This is a genomic window from Nostoc sp. (assembly GCF_036917775.1).
Taxonomy (GTDB): domain Bacteria; phylum Cyanobacteriota; class Cyanobacteriia; order Cyanobacteriales; family Nostocaceae; genus Nostoc.
The window spans coordinates 1-19,852 of the sequence record NZ_JBALEQ010000032.1 but is presented as its reverse complement, the minus strand read 5'-3'; the positions used below and the strand labels follow the sequence as shown (position 1 = coordinate 19,852).

The following is a 19,852-nucleotide window of genomic DNA, read 5'->3' as shown; positions in this document are numbered from 1 at the left end:
TTAAATTAAGATACTGGTAGTGACATTTATACGATTAATGCTCTTTGGTAAATTTGGTTAAACTGCTAGATACTAAATCTTCTTTAATTTGTCGTTTTTTGCTTTCAGGCAAATAATTATTAGACTCATTTTTAATATTTACACCATTAATGACTATCCCTAACACCTTCTGACCTGACTGATTTAAAAATTCTTTAGCTGCATTGGCACTGTTCAAGTCAACTACTCCAGGGCGAACGACTAATAGGATACCGTCAGTGAGGGTGCTTAAAACAGCAGCATCTGCTATTCCTGATAGAGGCGGCGTATCAAAAATAACTAAATCGTAATCTCTACTAAAGTTACTTATCAATGTTGCCATCCGTTGAGAATCTAGCAGCGCTACTGGATTAGGAGGCAAAACTCCAGAAGTAAGAACTTCTAGATTAGGCATCACTTCTTGAACAACTGCATCTAAAGAAACTTGACCAACAATGACATTACTTAGTCCCACTGTATTGTTTAGACCCCAGACATGATGTTGTATGGGATTACGCATATCTGCATCCACTAGTAAAACTCGACGACCTGCTTGAGCCATTGTCACAGCTAAATTTGCAGATACGTCAGACTTTCCTTCTTTACCAACAGAACTGGTGATTACAACGCTTTTGAGTGGTTTATCAGAACAGAGGAACTTCAAGTTTACTTGGAGTATTTGGTAGGCGTTGCCAAGAGGGAAATAAGGAATATCTCTGCCAATAATTTTGGGAATAGGTCTATCAATTCCTGCTATGGAAGAATGAGTTTTAGGATTTTTGCTCTGTGTAGGAATTACTCCTAAAACAGTGTATTTCAAGACTTCTTTAGCCTCTTTAACTGTCTTCACTGAGCGGTCTATCAAGTCTAAACTAAAGGCGACAATGATACCCAAGAAAAGACCAACTGCTCCTCCACCAACAATAAACAGGATTTTGCGAGGCCCTTCGGCTTTATCGGGGACTAATGCTAGAGAAATGACACGAGCATTAGGAATCTTTTGGTTCTGTGCAATATCAATTTCTTGGCGTTTCTTTAAGAGGGTTTCGTAAGTTGTTTGAGCTGCTTGCAGTTTCCGTTCTAGCTCTCGTTGCGTCTGTTCTAGTCTTGGCAAATTATTTGCTCGTTTGATGAAAGCATCTTGCTGTCGCAAGAGGGTGGCAATTTGTCTTTCTAGACCAACGCGTTCTGCTTGAGCGCGAGTAATATCTGCAATTAAGCTTTGGCGCAGTTGCCCAAGCTGTAAACTTCCCTCCGTTATCTGAGCTGTCCCAGCAACTTGTCCTGTCCGCTCTTTCAACAAGTTCTTCAAAGCTACGACTTTTTCTTCTAAGCTAGTAATTGTTGGGTGTTCAGGTGAAAAACGAGTCCGCTCTATTGCTAGTTGACTTTCCGTTTCTTGGAGTTGGATAAGCACTTTTTGAACCCCAGGTGCTTGACTCAAGTCAGATGCGATTACACCTTGCCGTGAATCTAACTGAGCTTCACTGCCTAACTGTTGTAAACGACCTTTGACATCATCTAGTTGAGCTTGAGCTTGAGAAATTTGATTTCCTAGCTTGGAAATTGTGTCAACTGCTGCGGTTGCTTCTTGTTGCAGGACAACAACTTTATTTTGTTCTTTAAATACCCGCAGTTTTGATTCAGCTCTCCTGACAACTTCCTCAGCTTTGGGTACTTCTGTTACAAGAACCCCTTTTGCTGTCCGTGCTTCATCCTGATTAGCCTGGATATTTAGATCGATATAACTTTTGATAACTTCATTGACGATTTTGGCAGCCAGTTCAGGATCGTTGTTTTTATAAGAAATTTGTACAACATCAGTACCTTTAATTCCTTCTATTTTTAGTTGGGTCGCTAAGTCCCGAATCGACAGCATTTTACCTTTATTATCTTTGAGGCTGAGGGTATTAATTGTTCTGTCAATAACTGGATTTGAGCCAATAACTCTCACCTGGGTTTCCAGGGGATTGTCGTTTATATTCAAAGCTTCCAAGCGTCCTATGTCGTCTGGTAAACCTGTGAGTGAGGAAGATCGATTTGTTTTAATCATCAAACTTCCTTCTGCCTTGTATGATGGTTTTAGTGAAAAGGCATACAAGCATCCAAAGGTAACAGCTATGCTAAAAATTCCGACTAGAGGTAGCCAACGCCGTTGAATAACTTCTAAGTATTTCTGAATATTTACTTCTTCAAACTGTGGTAAAGATTCCATCGTCATAATAAAAAAGTTTTAAAATAATGACTATTTGTATTTGTAGTAGATTTTTCTCGGTATTTTAGCGTAATAGTATTATAGATTACTTCATGTTACTAGTGTTTGCTGTATCATATTGATAATTTTGTTAATGCTCAATTGTTTTGAAAGCAAAGTATTGTCGGATATACTGTCTTACGGAATATATTCGACTAAACTACGCACAACCTGTTCGCTGCATATATCTTAGATAGCTTAATAAGTAGCGATTTGAACTTACAGCTATTTATAGTATCTTGAGATAAAAAACAGGATAATTCATGATTTTCTTCGTAATTTATTTGGCTAATTTTTTTTGTTGGGTTAACTCACTTTTGTATTGATACTGATGTAATTATTGATTAGTAATCTAACATTCAATATCATATTATGTAAGAACACTTAATTGAAGAACTTTACAAAAAATTCATATAATATGCCCGTATATTCCCTGCACATTCGCTAATCTTGAAAAGATGAGAGTAATTAATACCTTAAAGGTAAGGAATATACAATTTTGACAGCCTACAAGCAATGTAAGGATTTGCGAGATAGGATTTTCGTAGTCAAAAGAGACAATTGGAAATATTATATGGATATTTACGTAAGCTTTTTAAAAGCTTTTAGCAACAATTAATTCTTAATCTGAATAACAGTAAGTTTGGCAATTATCCAGGATTGGCATACTAAGATTATGTAATTTGAGTATTGAAGTTGTAATAACTCGTACTCAGTTCAATTTGCCCAGACTGATGAAGGTTTTTTGATGTAGCTTGAGGTGTGAAAATTTCCATGTTTGGGTTTATATGCCAATATTTTAGGTTTCCCTGTAAACTTGCAATCACCTTGCTTATATTCTGCTCTAGATGCAAAATACGCCTTCCACGATTTATTTAACAGTTTGGATTTTGTCTTATCAGTGTAACTCTATGGTAACACGCTATAGAGAAAAACGGCTAGTAATACGGGTAACGAAATATGAATTAGTACAGTTACAACGGAAAATAGATAACAGGGTAGTGTCAAATTCAGATGTGTTAGAGGGAGGATGGATTGCTTAACTACCCACTTCTGGATAAAAGTCTATGTACGTTTAGACTCCACTATATTTTTAATGAAGTTTAGCCATACTCCATAGTACCTGTGTTAATCTGAAGTACTCAAACTAGACTGCTATTTTTGGGTTTTTGTGTCTAGCGAATTGTAATTATTAGACCGACATCAAGAGATTGAATTATGAAATCCTCTTTTATCAACTTAGTGGTTGTAATTAACGCACTCTTTCTATCTCCGAGTGTCTATGCTAACCAAGAGAATGTTCCCATTGTAACAGTTGATGCTGATACTTCAAAGGAGCAGTTTCACGATCGCAATCAGGCTGGAGTTTTATTGACGGAACCAGCGACGATTACCACTACATGGAGTAATTTTACGGGACAGACCAATAATCCCAAACAAACTGCTGAATCAGTTTCGCTAGTGCAGGAGCGAGGATGCCAAAAGATGAGTCCGCTTGAGTTCATCAATAATCCAGACGCTTTTTTTAAGGAATGTCAGAAGCCAACAAATACCCAAAGTTCTCAAGCTACTGAACCAATTGAGTATTTTAAGGTTCCTAAACTAGATTCTGGTATTAGTGTGACAGTTACTAAATTTTGATATAGGAGATTTTTTTAGCCAGAGATAACTCTAAATTGCCGGAATGTTTGCCAAATCCACCAGTAGGTTATGTAATCTTAGATACTCAGCACGTACTAGCTCAAGGGTACACGCAAGTACCAGGAAAACACCATACTGAGGCTGACGTACTAAAACAGATTCAAGGCAAAGCTTTTAAGTTTTTGAAAATGTATGTAACTCTTGAACCTTGTTCTTTTCATAGACGCACACCTGAATATGCTTTAGCGATCGCATGTGGTACTGTCTTGCCAATTACTATCCTTGGTGCTAGTGTTACCACTGTTACTACTTTTATTCCAAAAAATGTTTCCAAAAACAACTAAATTGATGATACCGCATTCAATGCAGATGTCTGCGTGCAGTATGACACAAGTACAATTGTCACAGATATGTGCGTCTTCATCATCCTAAATCCCTAATTACAAGTATTGAACCGGACTCCTAAAGGAAGCTGTTTTTGAGCAGGAGAAGTGCATTCGTTTATATTTCAAAATCAGTTGCTGTGTACTCGGCTTGAGATGGTTTTATTATCTAATAAAAGATAGAAGTAAGAAAGGGATATTTTATATTTAATTAATTTCACTTAATGGGAATTACATAGATGTATATCCAGACTATAAGGATTTTAAAAATTTTGTGATTTAATAATTCAAAATTGTGTTGGTATTTACTGTTAGTAATTTATCTTGTGGGGATGAAATCATTGCTTGGTCAAGGTTTCCTTTTTCCGTTAACTCCATTGGATAATTTAAATAGACATAATTGTGTTTGAAAATATGCAATTTTTCAGAATAAAATAGTGAGATTATTTCAAAGGATATAGTGATAATACTTTGGGTAATTGATTTGTGACTGGTGATAATGTTAGTATTAGGGGGTGGGTTGATTTTGGGTTTATTATCTCCAACAATTGACTTGTAATGTATCATAGACCAGAATTCATCAGTATTGCCAATTGATTGATTAGCAGTGTGAAATGGTTGTGGGTCTGAATATCTAGACTTGATACCACTAAATTGATGAGGTTACAGAGGAGCAAATAACCATGAGCAACTTAACATCTCCACCTACCGAAGTTCAAAAAACGAAGAAAAAAAGTTTAGCCGCAGATAAAAAACCTCGAGCTACAGATGATATTGTGCGTAGTTATCTGCAAGAGATCGGGCGTGTAGATTTGTTGACTCGTGAACAAGAGGTTATTTTTGCCCAACAAGTGCAGCTGATGATGAATTTACTAGCTGCTAAAGAAGAATTAGCTGTGAAATTAAACCACGAACCCACACTGCAAGAATGGGCAGATCGAGTGGAGTTAGGTACTGAAGTGCTAGAGCTACAGTTAAGTCAGGGCCACCAAGCCAAGCAGAAAATGATTCAGGCTAATCTCCGGTTAGTGGTAGCAGTGGCTAAGAAATACCAGCACCGCAATCTGGAATTTATGGATCTAATTCAAGAAGGTACTTTGGGTTTAGAGCGAGGGGTGGATAAATTTGATCCTGCTCTTGGCTATAAGTTTTCTACCTACGCTTACTGGTGGATTCGTCAAGGAATCACGCGAGCGATCGCTCAACAAGGACGGACAATTCGCTTACCGATCCATGTCTTTGAGAAACTAAACAAAATTAAACGGGTACAGCGAGAATTATCTCAACAGCTAGGTCGCGTTCCCACTACTGCTGAAATTGCTAATGCGTTATCTTTGACACCTAGCCAAGTTCGAGAGTGTTTATACTTGGCTCGTCAACCTTTCTCGCTAGAGGCGCGAGTTGGTGAACAACAAGATACAGAATTGCAGGACATCCTAGAAGATGACGGCCCTTCTCCTGAAGACTATGCAGTTGAAGAATCTCTCCACCAAGACTTACAAGACTTGTTGGCAAAGTTGTCTCCGCAACAGCGAGAAATATTAACCCTGCGATTTGGTCTGACTGATGGCTATGAACTTTCTTTAGCACAGATTGGCGATCGCATGGGTATTAGTCGAGAACGGGTACGTCAGATTGAACAAAAAGCTCTCAGTCTCCTCCGACGACAAAAGGAACAAGTACGTAGTTATTTAGCTAGCTAAGGTTATTTCTCCACAATTTAGAACCATAAAATTTGGTCATTTTGGGGGAGAATAAAGTTAAGCAATCTCTATCAAAGATTTGATATGGGCACATTAAAGACAGTGCAACAATTGCAAGCGCAATGGGTGAGTTCTGAAAACTTTCGGCGTTATGGACAAGTAATTTTTGCTAGTCTTGATGGCAAAGGTTACGATGTGGAAGATGCCCAGTTAAACTTGCAAAACGGGATTCCACGATTTTATATCATGCGGTTGGAGAAGAGAGGGCGAAAGTTTCACAAAATTACTCGCCATGTCCAATGCACTCAATGTCTAGGTTCTTTGGAAGGCAAAGATTGGTTAATTGCTGTTTGTCCTCCTCATAATGATGTGAATGAACCAGTATTAGAAGAGATTGCTGCCTTCCGCATTCCGGGGAATTGTTTTATCAAGCTGCATGAGGGTACTTGGCACGCTGGCCCCCATTTTGACCATGAAGCTGTGGATTTTTATAATTTGGAATTAGCTGATACAAATGTGGTGGATCATTTCACTCATGATTTTTTTAAGAGTCATCAGTTAGAGTTTGAGATGGTTTCATAAATGTGGTTCTCTTATACTTGCGATCGCTTCTTGTTTCACTTTCCGAGTATTTGGCAATAAATCTAGAATAGTTGCAGTGTATCCTCTATTCGCCAACTTTCTCTTCAAAGGAGTTGGCGATTTGGGCTTTCAAAGCCAATTACCGATCGCAATCATTGGTGCCCAATACGCAGGATTGTCATAGCTGGGATTCATCCCCTCAGATGATAATTTCTTAGCATGAATCATTCTAATTTGAGCTTGTTGCAATGCTTCTGCAATACTCATACCAGCGTTGCGATAGTTGCTATAAAATGTTTTGACTAGTTCGGATGTTGATTGATCGCTGATACTCCACAAAGATGCGATCGCACTTTTAACCCCAACTTGCAATGCAACTCCAGCTAATCCTAGTGTGGCCCGGTCGTCACCAACTGCGGTTTCACAGGCAGTCAATGTGAGTAATTCGACGCTATCCGATTTGCTGGTGAGGTTTCGCAGTGAGCTTTCTAATTCGCTGATGGTAAGTTTTTGGTTTTTGCCTGTGACAATGAAGGTGTCTTCAGGAATGATCCCAAATTGGGCGTGGCTAGCTATGTGAACAATAGGATATGTGCTTTTGTCAAGTGTTTTCTCAAAATTTTCAGTGGAAAAGTTTTCATCAATGAGGTCGGTATGATTAGGAAATATACTTTTAACTGCGCTAACTTCATTAGGAACAGCAAAAAGTTGATCAAAAGTCTTCCCGTCAATTGTGGCTTTTTCAGTTAAACCCAAAATTAATGCTTTTTGTGTACTGCGATTGCGGGCTTTGGGTGTGGTAAGTCGTAAACTGGGGGTTGTGGCAATTGCATAAGTTTCGACTAAATATTTCTGTTGTTGGCTGTCGTAAAGTGCTGCCATTGGAACGCTACGCAAAAATCCATCCTGAATAAATACCAAGGTTTTGACTTTCTCCGGCTTGATATCCTCAGCAAAGGGGCGAATTATCCAATCATAAAGCTGTGCGGCAGTTGTTGTATCGTAGTTAAATTCTTCTTGTCCTTTAATTAATCCTGTGCGAAACTCGGTAATTTTTTGCTGTAGGGTGTTGCTGCTAACTATTTTAGTTATACCTTGTTGATTGGGGTCTTCAATCCACTTAAATTTAGTGGACTGATTGGGTAATTGCAATAACATCCCAGTTTTGCCATCTAAAATTATGGAACTCAAAAACCCAGTATTCTTAAAGGCTACACTATTATCTTTGAGGAGTTCTCCCACCTGTTTAGGATTTAAGGCACTTAAAATGCAATCATTACCAAAATAATTCTGTAATTCTGCTAGTTTCAAAGCATCGATGGTTTTGACTACTTCTGATAATTCTTTGGCACGTCGTTCATCGGCGTAGGCGTAGCCCGTTGTAGACATTGCACCAACTCCTAGCAAATCGAGCCGCGACTGTGCCAAGGTACGATACAATGGTTGCACAACATCACGGAAGTCAAACTGTACATCTCGTTCGGCGGTTAAAATATCGCTGCGGATATCTTCGAGGGTATCAAATGCTCGTTGATAGGATGCGATCGCTTCTTCTTTTCGATTCTGTCGATCTAAAATTCGTCCCGCTTGCCACTCCCACAAATACAAGCTATCTTTGGCACTCAACTTATTATCTGCTGCTAATATTGCAGTTTGAGTATATTTTAATGCTTCTGTTTCTTGCTTTGGTTGGCACTCCCAGAAATGACCCAAAGCACCGTTAGAATAAGAAAGTAGACGATTATCTTGTAATTTTTGGCTTGCTGATACTGACTTTTGTAGCAAGCTTAATACATCTGCATTGGGTAAAATAAATTTATTTGGACAGTAAGTAAAAGGTGAAGTTCCTTTAGCATCTGATTGCAAGTATGCTAAATCAATTGCTCCATAGACTTTTGTCGCTGAATCGGGTAAGAGTTCAAGAACCTTCAAAGCATCGTTAACGGTTTGGTTAAACTCCCGATCGTTAATAATTTTGTTCTTGTTTGTCTGGGAACCCAACTGAATTAAATTTAACAAGCCTCGCATCTCTGCTAAAGTTTGTTTTTGCTCGCTGGCGAGTTTTACACTTTTCTGAAAATATTGATGAGCTTGGTTATAGTCTTCTATAGACTTTTGAGTAAATTTATTTTCTTGACTATAAATACCAGCTTTATTGGCAGAATCTGCTTGTAACTCTCGCAGTTGAGCGCGACTTTTGTAAGCATTACCCAAACTATTTAACACCAAAAAGTCATAAGCTGGATAAAGTTGTTGTGCTACGTGCAAATATTTAATTGCTTGGTCATAATTGCCGATTAAGCGATATGCTTCACCGAGAATCCCCAATGCTGCAACTTGACCGCTTTTGTCGTTGTATTTGGTGGCGATTTGGGTAGCACTGTCTGGAGTGCATTCTATTTTTTGACTTTTATCGGCTAGTTGACCACATAAAAGTGCGATCGCTTTGCGGGGTTGTCCCAAATTGCTGTAGACTTGGGCTAGTTCTGACTTCATGCGTCCCACTTGCTGGATATTTGCTACAGCGCTATAGTCACGAATTGCTGCTAATAAGGATGCGATCGCTGCTTTATTTTCTCCTATTTGTTGGTAAGCACGCGCCAAATTTTCATTTATAACCGCCGTAGCTGCTGAATTATTTTTATACTGATTTAAGGCATCTTCCCAGTGTTTTACCGCATTGTGAAAATTTCCGGCATCATAGTCTTTAATTCCTTGTTCAACTAATACAGTCACATTTAGAGTTTGTGCAGATACCACTTGTCCAAACAAAAGATATGTTAGTAAAGTTGTCAAAAATAATACTTGAATAAATCTATGATGCCGATTTAGTTTTTGGTGTCGCTGAGTAGAGAGATAAATCAGCCTCTTGCAGAGGTTTCCAACCTTCAGCAACATCTGCATCCACCAACAAACAGAGAATAATATTTTCAGATATTTCTTTTTAGCTTTCATATTTTTTCACATAGATAAAATCTTTATTTAGCTTTTATTGTTTAAATTACCAGAAATTAGCAGAAAAATCTGATTTTTTTAAAAGTGTGCAGTTTTCTGCAATTTATCTAAAACAGTAAAAAGATTCAGACTGTGTTAGTCACGGTAAGTTAAGGCTAAAAATAAACCTATAGTAGGAATAAAACCCAACATTATCAACACTTTTACAGGTTTGCTATTGCTCAAGCTAACCTACTATTCTTATTAAATTAATTGTCAAACTTAATTTAATTCAATGAGAAAAAGGCGACCCGATTATTGAACCTTTTTTGGAGTGTAGAATAAATCGCCCAAAAAGCCAAACAATTTTATTTTTTTTAATAACCTTTACCAGTGAGGATTTGCTATTATTAATGCCTCTGCTGATGAACTATCTAATGGAACTGAGAAAAAATGTCCCTGACCATATTCACATTTCAAATTTCTTAGAAATTCTAGTTGCTCTTTTGTCTCTACTCCTTCGGCTAGAACATCCACGCCCAACTTGCGTGCTAATGTGACAATTATTTCAATAATTTCTAAATTATTTTGATTTGCACTCATCAAGCTGATGAAAGAACGGTCAATCTTCAACACACTAATTGGAAAGTTATAAAGACGACTTAATGAGGAGTGCCCTGTACCAAAGTCATCAATTGATAACTGAATACCCATCTCTCGAAGTTGCAAAAATGTAGCAGTTATCTTGTCGTCATTCGCCACAATTACGTTTTCAGTAATTTCTAGTGTTAGCGTGCCAGCATCAAGGCCAGTTGAGTGTAAAATTTGACCAATCTGCTCAATCAAATCTGGCTGGGAAAATTGCTTGAGTGAGAGATTGACACTTATTTTTTCTAGCAAGTTGGAATCATGGCACATCCGCCAAGCTTGCATTTGGCGACAGGCTTCATGCAACACCCATTTGCCAATGTAGAAAATTAGTCCAGTTTCTTCTGCCAGGGAAATAAAATCTGCTGGATTAAGCAAACCATGCTCTGGATGCTGCCAGCGCAACAGAGCCTCAAAACCCAAAATAGAGCCATTGGTGAGCGAAACAATCGGTTGATAATAAACTCGAAATTCTAGTCGTTCTATTGCTCGGCGTAAATCAGTTTCTAACTGCAATTTCGCCAGAGCATTAGCATACATATCTGAGTTGAAGAGTTTATAACGCGCTCTACCTTGCATCTTAGCTTGGTACATTGCTGTATCTGCATCTCTCAATACTTCTTCTGGATGTTTATAGCTGACTGTTGAACTCAAGGCAATACCAATACTTGCTGTTATGAACACTTCTTGTCCTTCAAGCTCAAAGGGTAATGCCAGTTCTTGTTGAATCCGTTCAGCTACCGTGATGACATCTGAAACATCTTGGATTCCCTCAAGCAGAATTGTAAACTCGTCTCCCCCAAGCCGTGCAGCTGTATCTATAGAGCGTACACATATTTGTAGCCTACTTGCAGTAGCAAGCAATAATTGATCTCCATTTAGATGTCCAAGGCTGTCATTGATCAGCTTAAATCGATCTAGGTCAATAAATAGCACAGCAAATAAATAATCTGAATGCCGTTTTGAATAATTTATCGCATGGCTTAGGCGGTTCATAAATGCAGCACGGTTGGCCAGACCCGTCAGTGTATCGTGAAACGCAAGGTGGAGTAGTTGTGACTCGGCTCGTTTCCGCTCTGTAATTTCATTTAGCAATTTTTTATTTGCTTTTACCAGTTCTGCTGTCCGTTCTACCACCCGTATTTCTAACTCATCGTAAGCTCGGTGCAACATCTCTTCAGTTTTTTTGCGTTCACTGATGTTGCACAGCAGCCAACGCCAGCCAACCTGCTTCTCTTGTAATTTGTACACCGCAGATGCTTTAATCATAGCGGGGAAAGGCTTTTCACCCCGTGGTTTTAAGTTAAGTTCCCAATTCAGTCGCTCTTGAAAATTGTTCATCTGAGAGCGAAAGGACTGACGGTCTTGTTGAGCAATAAATAGAATTAATGGTTTACCTACTAGATACTTTTGCTGGACACCCAGTAAGGTTGCTGCTACATAGTTAGCCTCTTGGATTGTGCCTACCATATTAGTTACCAAGTAACCATCTGGAGCGAACTCAAACAAATCTTGGTAACGCTGGCGCTCTTTCTCTACTGCCGTTCGTGTTACCTTTAATTCTTCTGAGGCTGTCAATAATTCTTCTATTACTTTGTTAAGTTCCTCGAAAGCGTCTATTATAGTCTGCGCGTCTATTATAATCTGCTGTTCTGAGTTTGTCTTAGTTATATTGCATTCCAATAGTTCCTGTATCTTTGAGTGCAATTTCTCTATCCGTTGGCTAAATACATCCACGTTCATATTGCTCATTAGAGGATGTTTTAAAAAGGTCTTTTGCTGCGACAGTTAGCACAGAAAGATATCTCAATTGTAGGTAAAATCTTGATTTTTCGTCGCAGTTAAGCCAAATCAGAACGACAAAATTATATTTTTTGAAACTTTTTAAATATGCTTTTAAATACAATTTATTAAAAGTAAAAATCTATCTACAGATAGCATATTTGCTTTCCGTGTTTTTTAATATACTTCTTAAGATAGATTCGGTCGTTTGATAACTTAATAAATTTCTAGGGTTCAACCAATGCTTTTGGGCTGAGAGGAGCATTTGTTTATCAAAGAAACATCCCATCAACAACACCTTGATTTTGCGATATTTTCCTGCCCTGCAATCAATTGCGGGTTAGTAGCTCAAGTGGCTTGAAACGCACAGAAATGAAAGAAATTAAAATGGATTGGAACTGATGGTTTCGACTCACTTTAAATTAGCCAGTAATCTCATACTATCTTAATTTTTGCGAAGTTAGGTACAAATCAATGAGCGTTCTTTCTCGTTGTCTGTTAAGCCAAGTAAGTATGGCTAAGTAGGTTGGTGCAATTAAAGCTAACTGGTAAGGGCTGTCATTTGTCCTTTGTTATTGGTCATTAATAAGGACTTTAAGACTATTTACGTTTCGTAACATAATTTGGTTTATTTCTACCAACTTACTTACGCTACGCTGTGCGAACAAAAATTAAAGCGAATTTCTATATGAGATGGTGATATGGAAAAAATTGCAGTTATCCTGGCAAACTCCTTAGTATTTTTATAGCCGATCAATTATCTTGGCATTTTCTGGTAATTTGGAGTCTCGTTGCCCAGCAGTACGCGCCCTCGCCGTGAACAAACCAATGGGAGTATTTAATAAATCTACAAGTGTGGTTTGACCCGCAATACCTGCGGCGGGGTGCGCCAATGCTTTTTTAATATCCCGTGGTACTTCCTTCAATAACCAACGTGCCAAACGATAGCTACATTCTTTAAGTGTAATTTCTCGCATCAAATCTACACCGTGCAGTTCGTGCAGATAGCGATTTGAGCGTCCATAGCGCCGCCATTGACTTTGCAGTTCTTTAAGTGTGGCACGGTGGCGGTGCTGAACGATCGCATTTGGGGCAAATTCCAAACGCCCGATGTTTTCCCCCAAAATCCGCCAGCAAATATCGGCATCGCCACCAGTGGTAAGATAGGGACGAAATAAACCCGCTTTTTCTAAGGCGATGCGTCGAATTGCCAAATTAGCGGTTTGTCCATAAGGACGAAAGGCATGGTTAAGGGTATGCTTTTGCGACAAAGTTTCTTCACGGTCTGCGTGTTGTTCTAGTAGAGTTTTACCTGGTAGCGGCAAAATTTCACCAGCGACAATTACCACTTCTTTGTTGACAAAAGGCTGAATTAATGATTCTAACCATTGAGGTTGTGGGCGACAATCTGCATCGGTAAAAACGATAATTTCGCTCACAGCAGCCCGAATCCCAGTATTACGAGCAGAGTATGAGCTTTGAATTTGGTTTTCGCTCAAGGGGCGAATTGTAATTGGGTAGTTTTCGGCAGATGTTTTGAGGATGGTAAGAGTGCGATCGCTACTGTTATTGTCTACCAATAAGTACTCTACCCGGTCTTTTGGGTAAGTTTGAGATAACAGACAATCGATTAACTGTGGTAAATCCGCCTCACCGTTATAAATAGGAACAACCACCGACACCATTGGTAAAGGGGTGGTGGCGGTGGTTGCATCAACTGGCTGATGATTCATAAATCTGAGATTTTAGAGATGGGATTACTAACTAGTATTCCCAAACCGCAATCCTAGAACGGTATATTAAGCAGTTTTCGTAACTCCAAAAATCTGGATTTGGGAATACTACTATATAAACACCTGCGAAGAAATCATTTGCATCAATCTAAAATTTCAGGTTATCGGCGCGGCTCATGGGTCGAGCGGGCTGATTTGCTGGCGGCTGGGCGAAGTTGTTATTTGATAAAATTGCGATCGCTCTGGCATATTGCGGATCGCTCTTAGTCCCGATTAAATCTGGATTAGAAGCTAACTGCCGCTCTTGTGCCTCTGTCAAGTCTAGCTTGACATCTGGGGCAATCCCTTTATGGTTAATATCTGTTCCCGCCGGAGTGTAGTAATGGGCAATGGTGACAGCCAAGCCGGAACCATCTGCAAGTTCATGAACTGACTGCACTAAGGCCTTACCAAAGGTTTGACCACCTACGACTACCGCCCGCTTATTATCCTTGAGTGCCCCTGTGAGAATTTCACTAGCACTAGCTGAATTACCATCCACTAATACTGCCAAGGGACGATTTGTTAAAGCAGTGCGATTAGCTTTAGTTTCTTCAGTGCCGCCCACACGGTCTACTGTTTTGACAATTCCGCCGTCATTATACCACATCCGAGCAATTTCAATGCTCGCTTGTAATAACCCGCCAGGATTTCCCCGCAAATCTAAGACATAAGAATCAACTTTCTTAGTGTTCAAATCGCGGATGGCTCGTTGCATTTGCTCTGCGGCGTGAGCGCTAAATTCGCGCAAACGGATATAACCAACGCGGCGATTTCCTTCTTGTCTGAGGGTATAACGTACCGTTGGTACTTCAATACTTGCTCTTGTCAGTTTCAACTCAAAGGCATTTTGCCCTGCTCGTCCCAGGCGTAGTTTGATGGGAGTACCTGCTTTGCCACGAATTAACTTGGAAGCGTCATCCACTTTCATTTTGAGAGTGGGTTTGCCGTCAATTGCCAAAATTTCATCGCCTGCTTTGATCCCAGCTTTCAGTGCTGGAGAATTTTCTATGGCTTCGACGACAGTCAGGCGCTGAGTTTTTTCGTTTACTTCCATCCGAACGCCAATCCCAGAGACTTCCCCAGATGTTTGGCTAGTTAGGGCTTCAAACTGTTTGGGGTCCATGAATCGAGTATAAGGATCTCCCAACTTTTGTAAAGCTTCGCGGATGGCAGTGTATGCTTCTTCTCGGGAAGAATAGTCTTTGCTCAACAGGCTTTGTCTAGTTGCTTGCCAATCTTGTTGATTAAATTTACCATCAACATATTCATGATTTACCAGTTGCCAAACTTGGTCAACTATCATTTTCGGGCTGTCTTGTAGAGCTAAGGCGGCACGGACACCACGAGTCCAAGCGGAGCCGAATACAGACATCGTAGCAGTCGTAGCGATCGCTCCACCAATCAAGGCTACTTGGAGCGGTGAGTAACTTTTCGCAGATTGGTTCATGTATATTAACTGGAATAATTGTGTTGTTGACAGTTTAGCAATCAGGCTTTCCAGAAATTTTTAAGTTTTTATACCCCAAACTAAGCTATGCTTTCTTCATCATTTTTATCGTTGTAATGATGCCGAAAATACTGCATTATTAACAACCATTTCTCAGTTTGTTAGCCGTCTCCGGAAGGCTATACTGATGATGTGACACTTTGATTAGCGTCATGTTTGTACTTATTCATTACTTTTATAAGATAGCACTTTGATCGCTTAATTGCAGCCTTGTTAGACAGCTATTAAATCAGGTTTTCTTACCGAAGTCATGAAACGTAAATTTACCATCAAATCGTTAATTTCTATTAAAAAAAATTTTTTTAATCTGTGGCAATTGTTACAAAAACTAACTGGTGTATTGTACTTTATCTTAGGCACTTGGCTGATTTTTACTACTATAACCTTAGTTTTTGCTTCTTCACAGCCAGTAGATGCCTTCTTAGTGCTTGGTGGCAGTATTCGTCGAGAAACTTATGTGGCCCAACTAGCAAAGCAATACCCGCAAACCCCAATTTTAATTTCTCATGGTTCCCCAGACCCCTGTATATGGTTAATTTTTCAGCCGCAATTAGTAGAGTTACAAAACGTTTGGTTAGAAAAGTGCGCGAATTCTACCTTTGAAAATTTTTATTATGGTATTCCAATTCTCCGGCGTTGGGGAGTGCATAAAGTCATGTTGATTACTTCGCCAAGTCACTTACCCAGAGCTAAATGGATGGCACAGATTCTTTTGGGCGCTCATGGTATTTGGGTAGAGCCTGAAATTGTTGAGGAGTCGGGTATTCCTGGCAATAATGAATCTTGGGGCAAAACTGGATTAGATTTAACGCGTAGCCTATTGTGGGCAATTTTAAGTCAAATTATTCAACCGCAATGCTCAAATGTAACAAAGCTTACCGAAGTAGATATGCAGGCTTGGGAGCATAAAGGTTTTCATTGTGAACACCAGGGGGGGTTGGGGAGATGAGGGGAAGGGGGAAAGAATTAGAGACAAATTATTTATTAGCGTTGCTCGATGACTAATACCTTGTCTGCGTTAATGACTGTAGCCAGACGATGAGCGATGATAAAGCTGGTGCGACCTTGAAGTAAATTAGCGATCACTTGTTGAACTAAGTTCTCTGTTTGGCGATCAATGTTACTAGTTGCTTCGTCCAAAATTAAGATGCGCGGGTTTACCAAAACTGCACGGGCGATACTGATTGACTGTAAGTAATTTTCTGTATTTAATACCTGGATAATGCAGAAATGCGATCGCATTTCTGCATAAAACTGCATAATTAACGTTGTTTATTATCCCAAGGTGCAGTTCTATTAGATACTCAAGTAATCCATATAAATAGCACCCAATGGCGATCGAATACGGTTTACACAAGTGTTTGCAGGTTGGATTAGCAGCATTGCTGGGCTGCTTAAGTGTAAGTTTTCTCACTGGCAAAACCCAAGCACAGCAAAGTAATATCGTACCTGATAACACACTTGGCACTGAGTCCTCTCAAGTTATAGCCAACTTTCAGGGACAACTGAGAGAAGTAATTACAGGTGGTGCAATTCGCCAAATCAATCTTTTTCACAGCTTTCAAGAATTTAATATTAGCGCGGGACGGGAAGTATATTTCTTGAGTCCTAGCGCAGATATCCAGAATATTTTGGCACGGGTTACAGGCAATAACCCTTCAGAAATTTTGGGAAGACTCGGCACATTTGGTAGTTCTAATCCTAATGTATTTTTGATAAATCCCAATGGAATTTTGCTTGGAAAAGATGCCAGTTTAGATGTGCAAGGTTCATTTGTGGGAACGACTGCGAACGGGATACAGTTTGGCAATCAAGGGGTTTTTAGTGCCACAAATCCCCAAGCAGTGCCATTGTTAACTATTAATCCTTCGGCGTTGTTGTTTAATCAAATTCAAGCGAGTGCAGAAATTAGCAATCAATCGCAAGCTCCTGCTGGTAAGAATCTTCTTGGTGAAGATATCGCGGGTTTGCGAGTTGCTGATGGTAAAAGTTTGCTGTTTGTTGGTGGAAATATCAATATTGATGGTGGAAGTATTCGCGCTTATGGGGGAAATATTGAGTTAGCTGGTTTGCTTGCACCGGGAAATGTGGGATTAAATATTGCGGGTGATAATCTCAGTTTAGTTATGCCTGATGGTGTTGAACGGGCAAATGTTTCCCTAAATAATGTCGCAGAAGTTAATGTTCGCGGTACGAATGGCGGGAATATCAAAATTTATGCCCGCGATGTGAATTTGGCAGGAGAAAGTAAACTGAGATCAGGTATAGAGAAAGGCTTAGGAACACCAAATAGTCAAGGTGGAAATATTGAAATTAATGCCACAGAAACAACAAATATCACAGGTAAAAGCTTTATTTCTAACGTATTACGACAAGGAGCCTTTGGTAAATCTGGTGACATCAATATAACTACTGGTTCCTTGAATATCAGTAATGATTCATTTCTAGATGCTGCTACTTTTGGACAAGGAAATGCTGGTAAGGTTTCTATACAAGCTAAAGATAATATATCTCTGACAGACAATAGTCAGATTTATAGTTCTGTGGAGGAAGGAAGTGTAGGCAATGGTGGTAGTATTAACATCCAAACAGGTTCTCTTTCTTTAGCGCAAGGTTCCGAACTCAACACTAAAACTTTAGGACAGGGAAATGCCGGTAGTATCAATATCAATGTTCGTAATGTCATAAGTTTGGATGGTTTTATAGATACTACTTTAAGCGACGGCGAACAAGGTCGAATTTATACCCGAATTACTAGTATCATTAACCCAGAAGGAACAGGTAAAGCTGGAGATATTCAGATAGAAACAGGTTCTCTCCAGTCAACCAATGGGGCATTTATTAGCAGCAGTACTCTTGGTAAAGGAGATGGAGGAAATATTACGATTGATGCTAATAATATTGCTTTTGATAGTGATAGTTCTATTGACAGCAGAGTGTTTACAGATGGTGTGGGTAAAGGTGGAAATATCTGGGTTAATACTAGAACTCTCTCATTATTGGGTGGTTCACAAATATCTACGAGAGTTTCCGGTAAAGGTGATGCAGGTAATATCTTTATTAATGCCCGCGACACAATTAAGCTAGATGGGATAGTAGGGTTTTCGATTGCTGGTATCCAAAGTGATGTATTAACTAGAGGTGTGGGTAATAGTGGAAATATAGAAGTTACAACTGGCTCACTGTCGTTGACAAATGGTGCAAGTATTGATACGGGTACAGATGGCATAGGTAATGCTGGCAATATCACCATTAATGCCCATGAAACTATTAGTATAGATGGTTTTGCTAAGGTTTTTACTGAACAATTAGGTGAAGGAAAGCTACCCAGCAATATTAGTAGTGATGTAAGTTCTAATGGCGTAGGTAAAGGTGGAGATATTCGCATCAATACGAGAGAATTATTCTTAAATAACAAAGGTGTAATAAGTTCTGATACCTTTGGGCTGGGTAATGGAGGGAATATTTTTATTCAAGCAGTAGAAAAGATTTCTATTAGCAATACTAATAATATTGATTTCACTCAAATTAGTTCTACTGTTATTGATAAAGCCAGAGGTAATGCTGGCACTATCAACATTCAAACTAGAGATTTATCATTAGATAATGCTTCTATTAATAGTTACAACTCTGGGCAGGGAAATGCTGGGAATATATCGATTAAAGTTGAGGATACTTTATCTTTAAATAATCAAGCATATTTTAGTAGTGCAACTTCCAAATTAGTAGGGAATGGTGGAGATATTGATATCCAAACAGGAAAACTCTCTTTAGATAATGGCTCTTATTTTTTCGCTAGTACTTTTGGCGGTGGAAATGCTGGTAATATCTCAATTCAAGCAACAGATACAGTTTCTCTTGCAAATAGGAGTAGTATAAGTAACAGCATCTCCAAAATAGGTGTAGGTAATGCCGGAAATATTCATATTTTTGCAAAGTCATTTTCTGTAAGCGGGGAATCTGCCATTTTTAACAGCAATCTTGGTGGTAAAGGTAATGCTGGTAATATCTCAATAAATACAAAAGAGAATGTTTCCTTCATAGGTGGTTCTTTCTTGAGTAATGGTACATCAGGTGAAGGTAATGGCGGGAATATTAAAATTCAAGCAGGCGGTGCTGTAACAATTTCTGGACGCAGTGAAAGACTTAGTAGCGGAATAGTTAGCGGAGTATTGCCAGAAGGGATAGGTGACAGTGGTGATATTGAAATTGCAGCCCGTAGTTTTGAGCTATCTGATGGTGCTGATTTATTTACATTGTCTAATGGTAAAGGTAACGCTGGTAATGTCTTGATAACCACGTCAGGTGACACAACTATCAAAGATAGTAGTAATATAGCCACATTTATTTCCACAGACGGAAATGCTGGTAAAATTTCAATTCGAGCAGATGGTGATGTCTCGATTTCAGGAAAAAGTTATTTGTCCTCTATTCTTTATTTAAATGCAGTCGGTGAGGGTGGAGATATTGAAATTCAAGGGCGTAATTTTTATTTATCTGATGGTGCTGCTTTATTGTCCACTACTATTGGTAACTGGAGTTTAGACTAAGCCATGCAAAATGACCCAGCAGGGCTGAGTTAATCAGAGACTTAGCAAAAGTATGAATAATCTTAGGTATTAAAC

The 19,852-nt window shown here is 39.1% G+C and carries 12 protein-coding genes and 1 pseudogene; 7 read left to right on the top strand and 6 right to left on the bottom strand.

Translation table 11 applies throughout. The features are described from left to right. Positions 1 to 34 precede the first annotated feature (34 nt). Positions 35 to 2,239 carry a GumC family protein gene (locus V7K69_RS05740; protein ID WP_335032191.1) on the bottom strand — a complete coding sequence of 735 codons (2,205 nt, stop codon included), beginning with the start codon at positions 2,237 to 2,239 and terminating at the stop codon, positions 35 to 37. Between the two features lie 1,251 nt (positions 2,240 to 3,490). Between V7K69_RS05740 and V7K69_RS05735 the strand changes: the two genes are divergently transcribed. From V7K69_RS05735 to V7K69_RS05720, 5 genes are all read left to right on the top strand, one after another. Further along, on the top strand, positions 3,491 to 3,913 hold the full coding sequence (locus V7K69_RS05735) for a hypothetical protein (RefSeq protein WP_335032189.1): 423 nt from the start codon (positions 3,491 to 3,493) through the stop codon (positions 3,911 to 3,913). A gap of 47 nt (positions 3,914 to 3,960) precedes the next feature. After that, the gene (locus V7K69_RS05730; RefSeq protein WP_335032187.1) at positions 3,961 to 4,257 is read left to right on the top strand and encodes a hypothetical protein; all 297 of its coding nucleotides are present in this window, start codon (positions 3,961 to 3,963) and stop codon (positions 4,255 to 4,257) included. After that, entirely contained in the window at positions 4,258 to 4,353 is a 96-nt protein-coding gene (locus tag V7K69_RS32890; protein ID WP_442936121.1) for a DUF3172 domain-containing protein, read from the top strand. It abuts the gene before it with no gap. Between the two features lie 626 nt (positions 4,354 to 4,979). Continuing rightward, positions 4,980 to 5,999 carry an RNA polymerase sigma factor, RpoD/SigA family gene (locus V7K69_RS05725; protein WP_335032185.1) on the top strand — a complete coding sequence of 340 codons (1,020 nt, stop codon included), beginning with the start codon at positions 4,980 to 4,982 and terminating at the stop codon, positions 5,997 to 5,999. 84 nt (positions 6,000 to 6,083) lie between these two features. Next, a complete protein-coding gene (locus V7K69_RS05720; RefSeq protein WP_335032183.1) occupies positions 6,084 to 6,581 on the top strand; it encodes an ureidoglycolate lyase in 498 nt (165 codons plus the stop codon). 129 nt (positions 6,582 to 6,710) lie between these two features. Here V7K69_RS05720 and V7K69_RS05715 read toward each other — a convergent pair whose 3' ends face one another. From V7K69_RS05715 to ctpB, 4 genes are all read right to left on the bottom strand, one after another. Beyond that, positions 6,711 to 9,536: a CHAT domain-containing protein gene (locus V7K69_RS05715; RefSeq protein WP_335032181.1), complete on the bottom strand. Its 2,826-nt coding sequence runs from the start codon at positions 9,534 to 9,536 to the stop codon at positions 6,711 to 6,713. A gap of 366 nt (positions 9,537 to 9,902) precedes the next feature. Continuing rightward, positions 9,903 to 11,915, bottom strand: coding sequence for an EAL domain-containing protein (locus tag V7K69_RS05710; protein ID WP_335032179.1), 2,013 nt, complete (start codon positions 11,913 to 11,915; stop codon positions 9,903 to 9,905). A 773-nt stretch (positions 11,916 to 12,688) separates the two neighbouring features. After that, positions 12,689 to 13,678, bottom strand: coding sequence for a glycosyltransferase (locus V7K69_RS05705; RefSeq protein ID WP_335032177.1), 990 nt, complete (start codon positions 13,676 to 13,678; stop codon positions 12,689 to 12,691). 148 nt (positions 13,679 to 13,826) lie between these two features. Beyond that, positions 13,827 to 15,167, bottom strand: coding sequence for a carboxyl-terminal processing protease CtpB (gene ctpB, locus V7K69_RS05700; RefSeq protein WP_335032175.1), 1,341 nt, complete (start codon positions 15,165 to 15,167; stop codon positions 13,827 to 13,829). 310 nt (positions 15,168 to 15,477) lie between these two features. On the opposite strand from ctpB, the gene V7K69_RS05695 reads away from it, so the two are divergent. After that, positions 15,478 to 16,176, top strand: a complete 699-nt coding sequence (locus V7K69_RS05695) for a YdcF family protein (protein WP_335032173.1) — start codon at positions 15,478 to 15,480, stop codon at positions 16,174 to 16,176. Between the two features lie 41 nt (positions 16,177 to 16,217). On the opposite strand, the pseudogene V7K69_RS05690 reads toward V7K69_RS05695, so the two are convergent. Continuing rightward, positions 16,218 to 16,418, bottom strand: a pseudogene (locus V7K69_RS05690) (ABC transporter); the annotation flags it as partial. Between the two features lie 140 nt (positions 16,419 to 16,558). On the opposite strand from V7K69_RS05690, the gene V7K69_RS05685 reads away from it, so the two are divergent. Then, entirely contained in the window at positions 16,559 to 19,777 is a 3,219-nt protein-coding gene (locus tag V7K69_RS05685) for a two-partner secretion domain-containing protein (protein ID WP_335032171.1), read from the top strand. Positions 19,778 to 19,852: the final 75 nt, after the last annotated feature.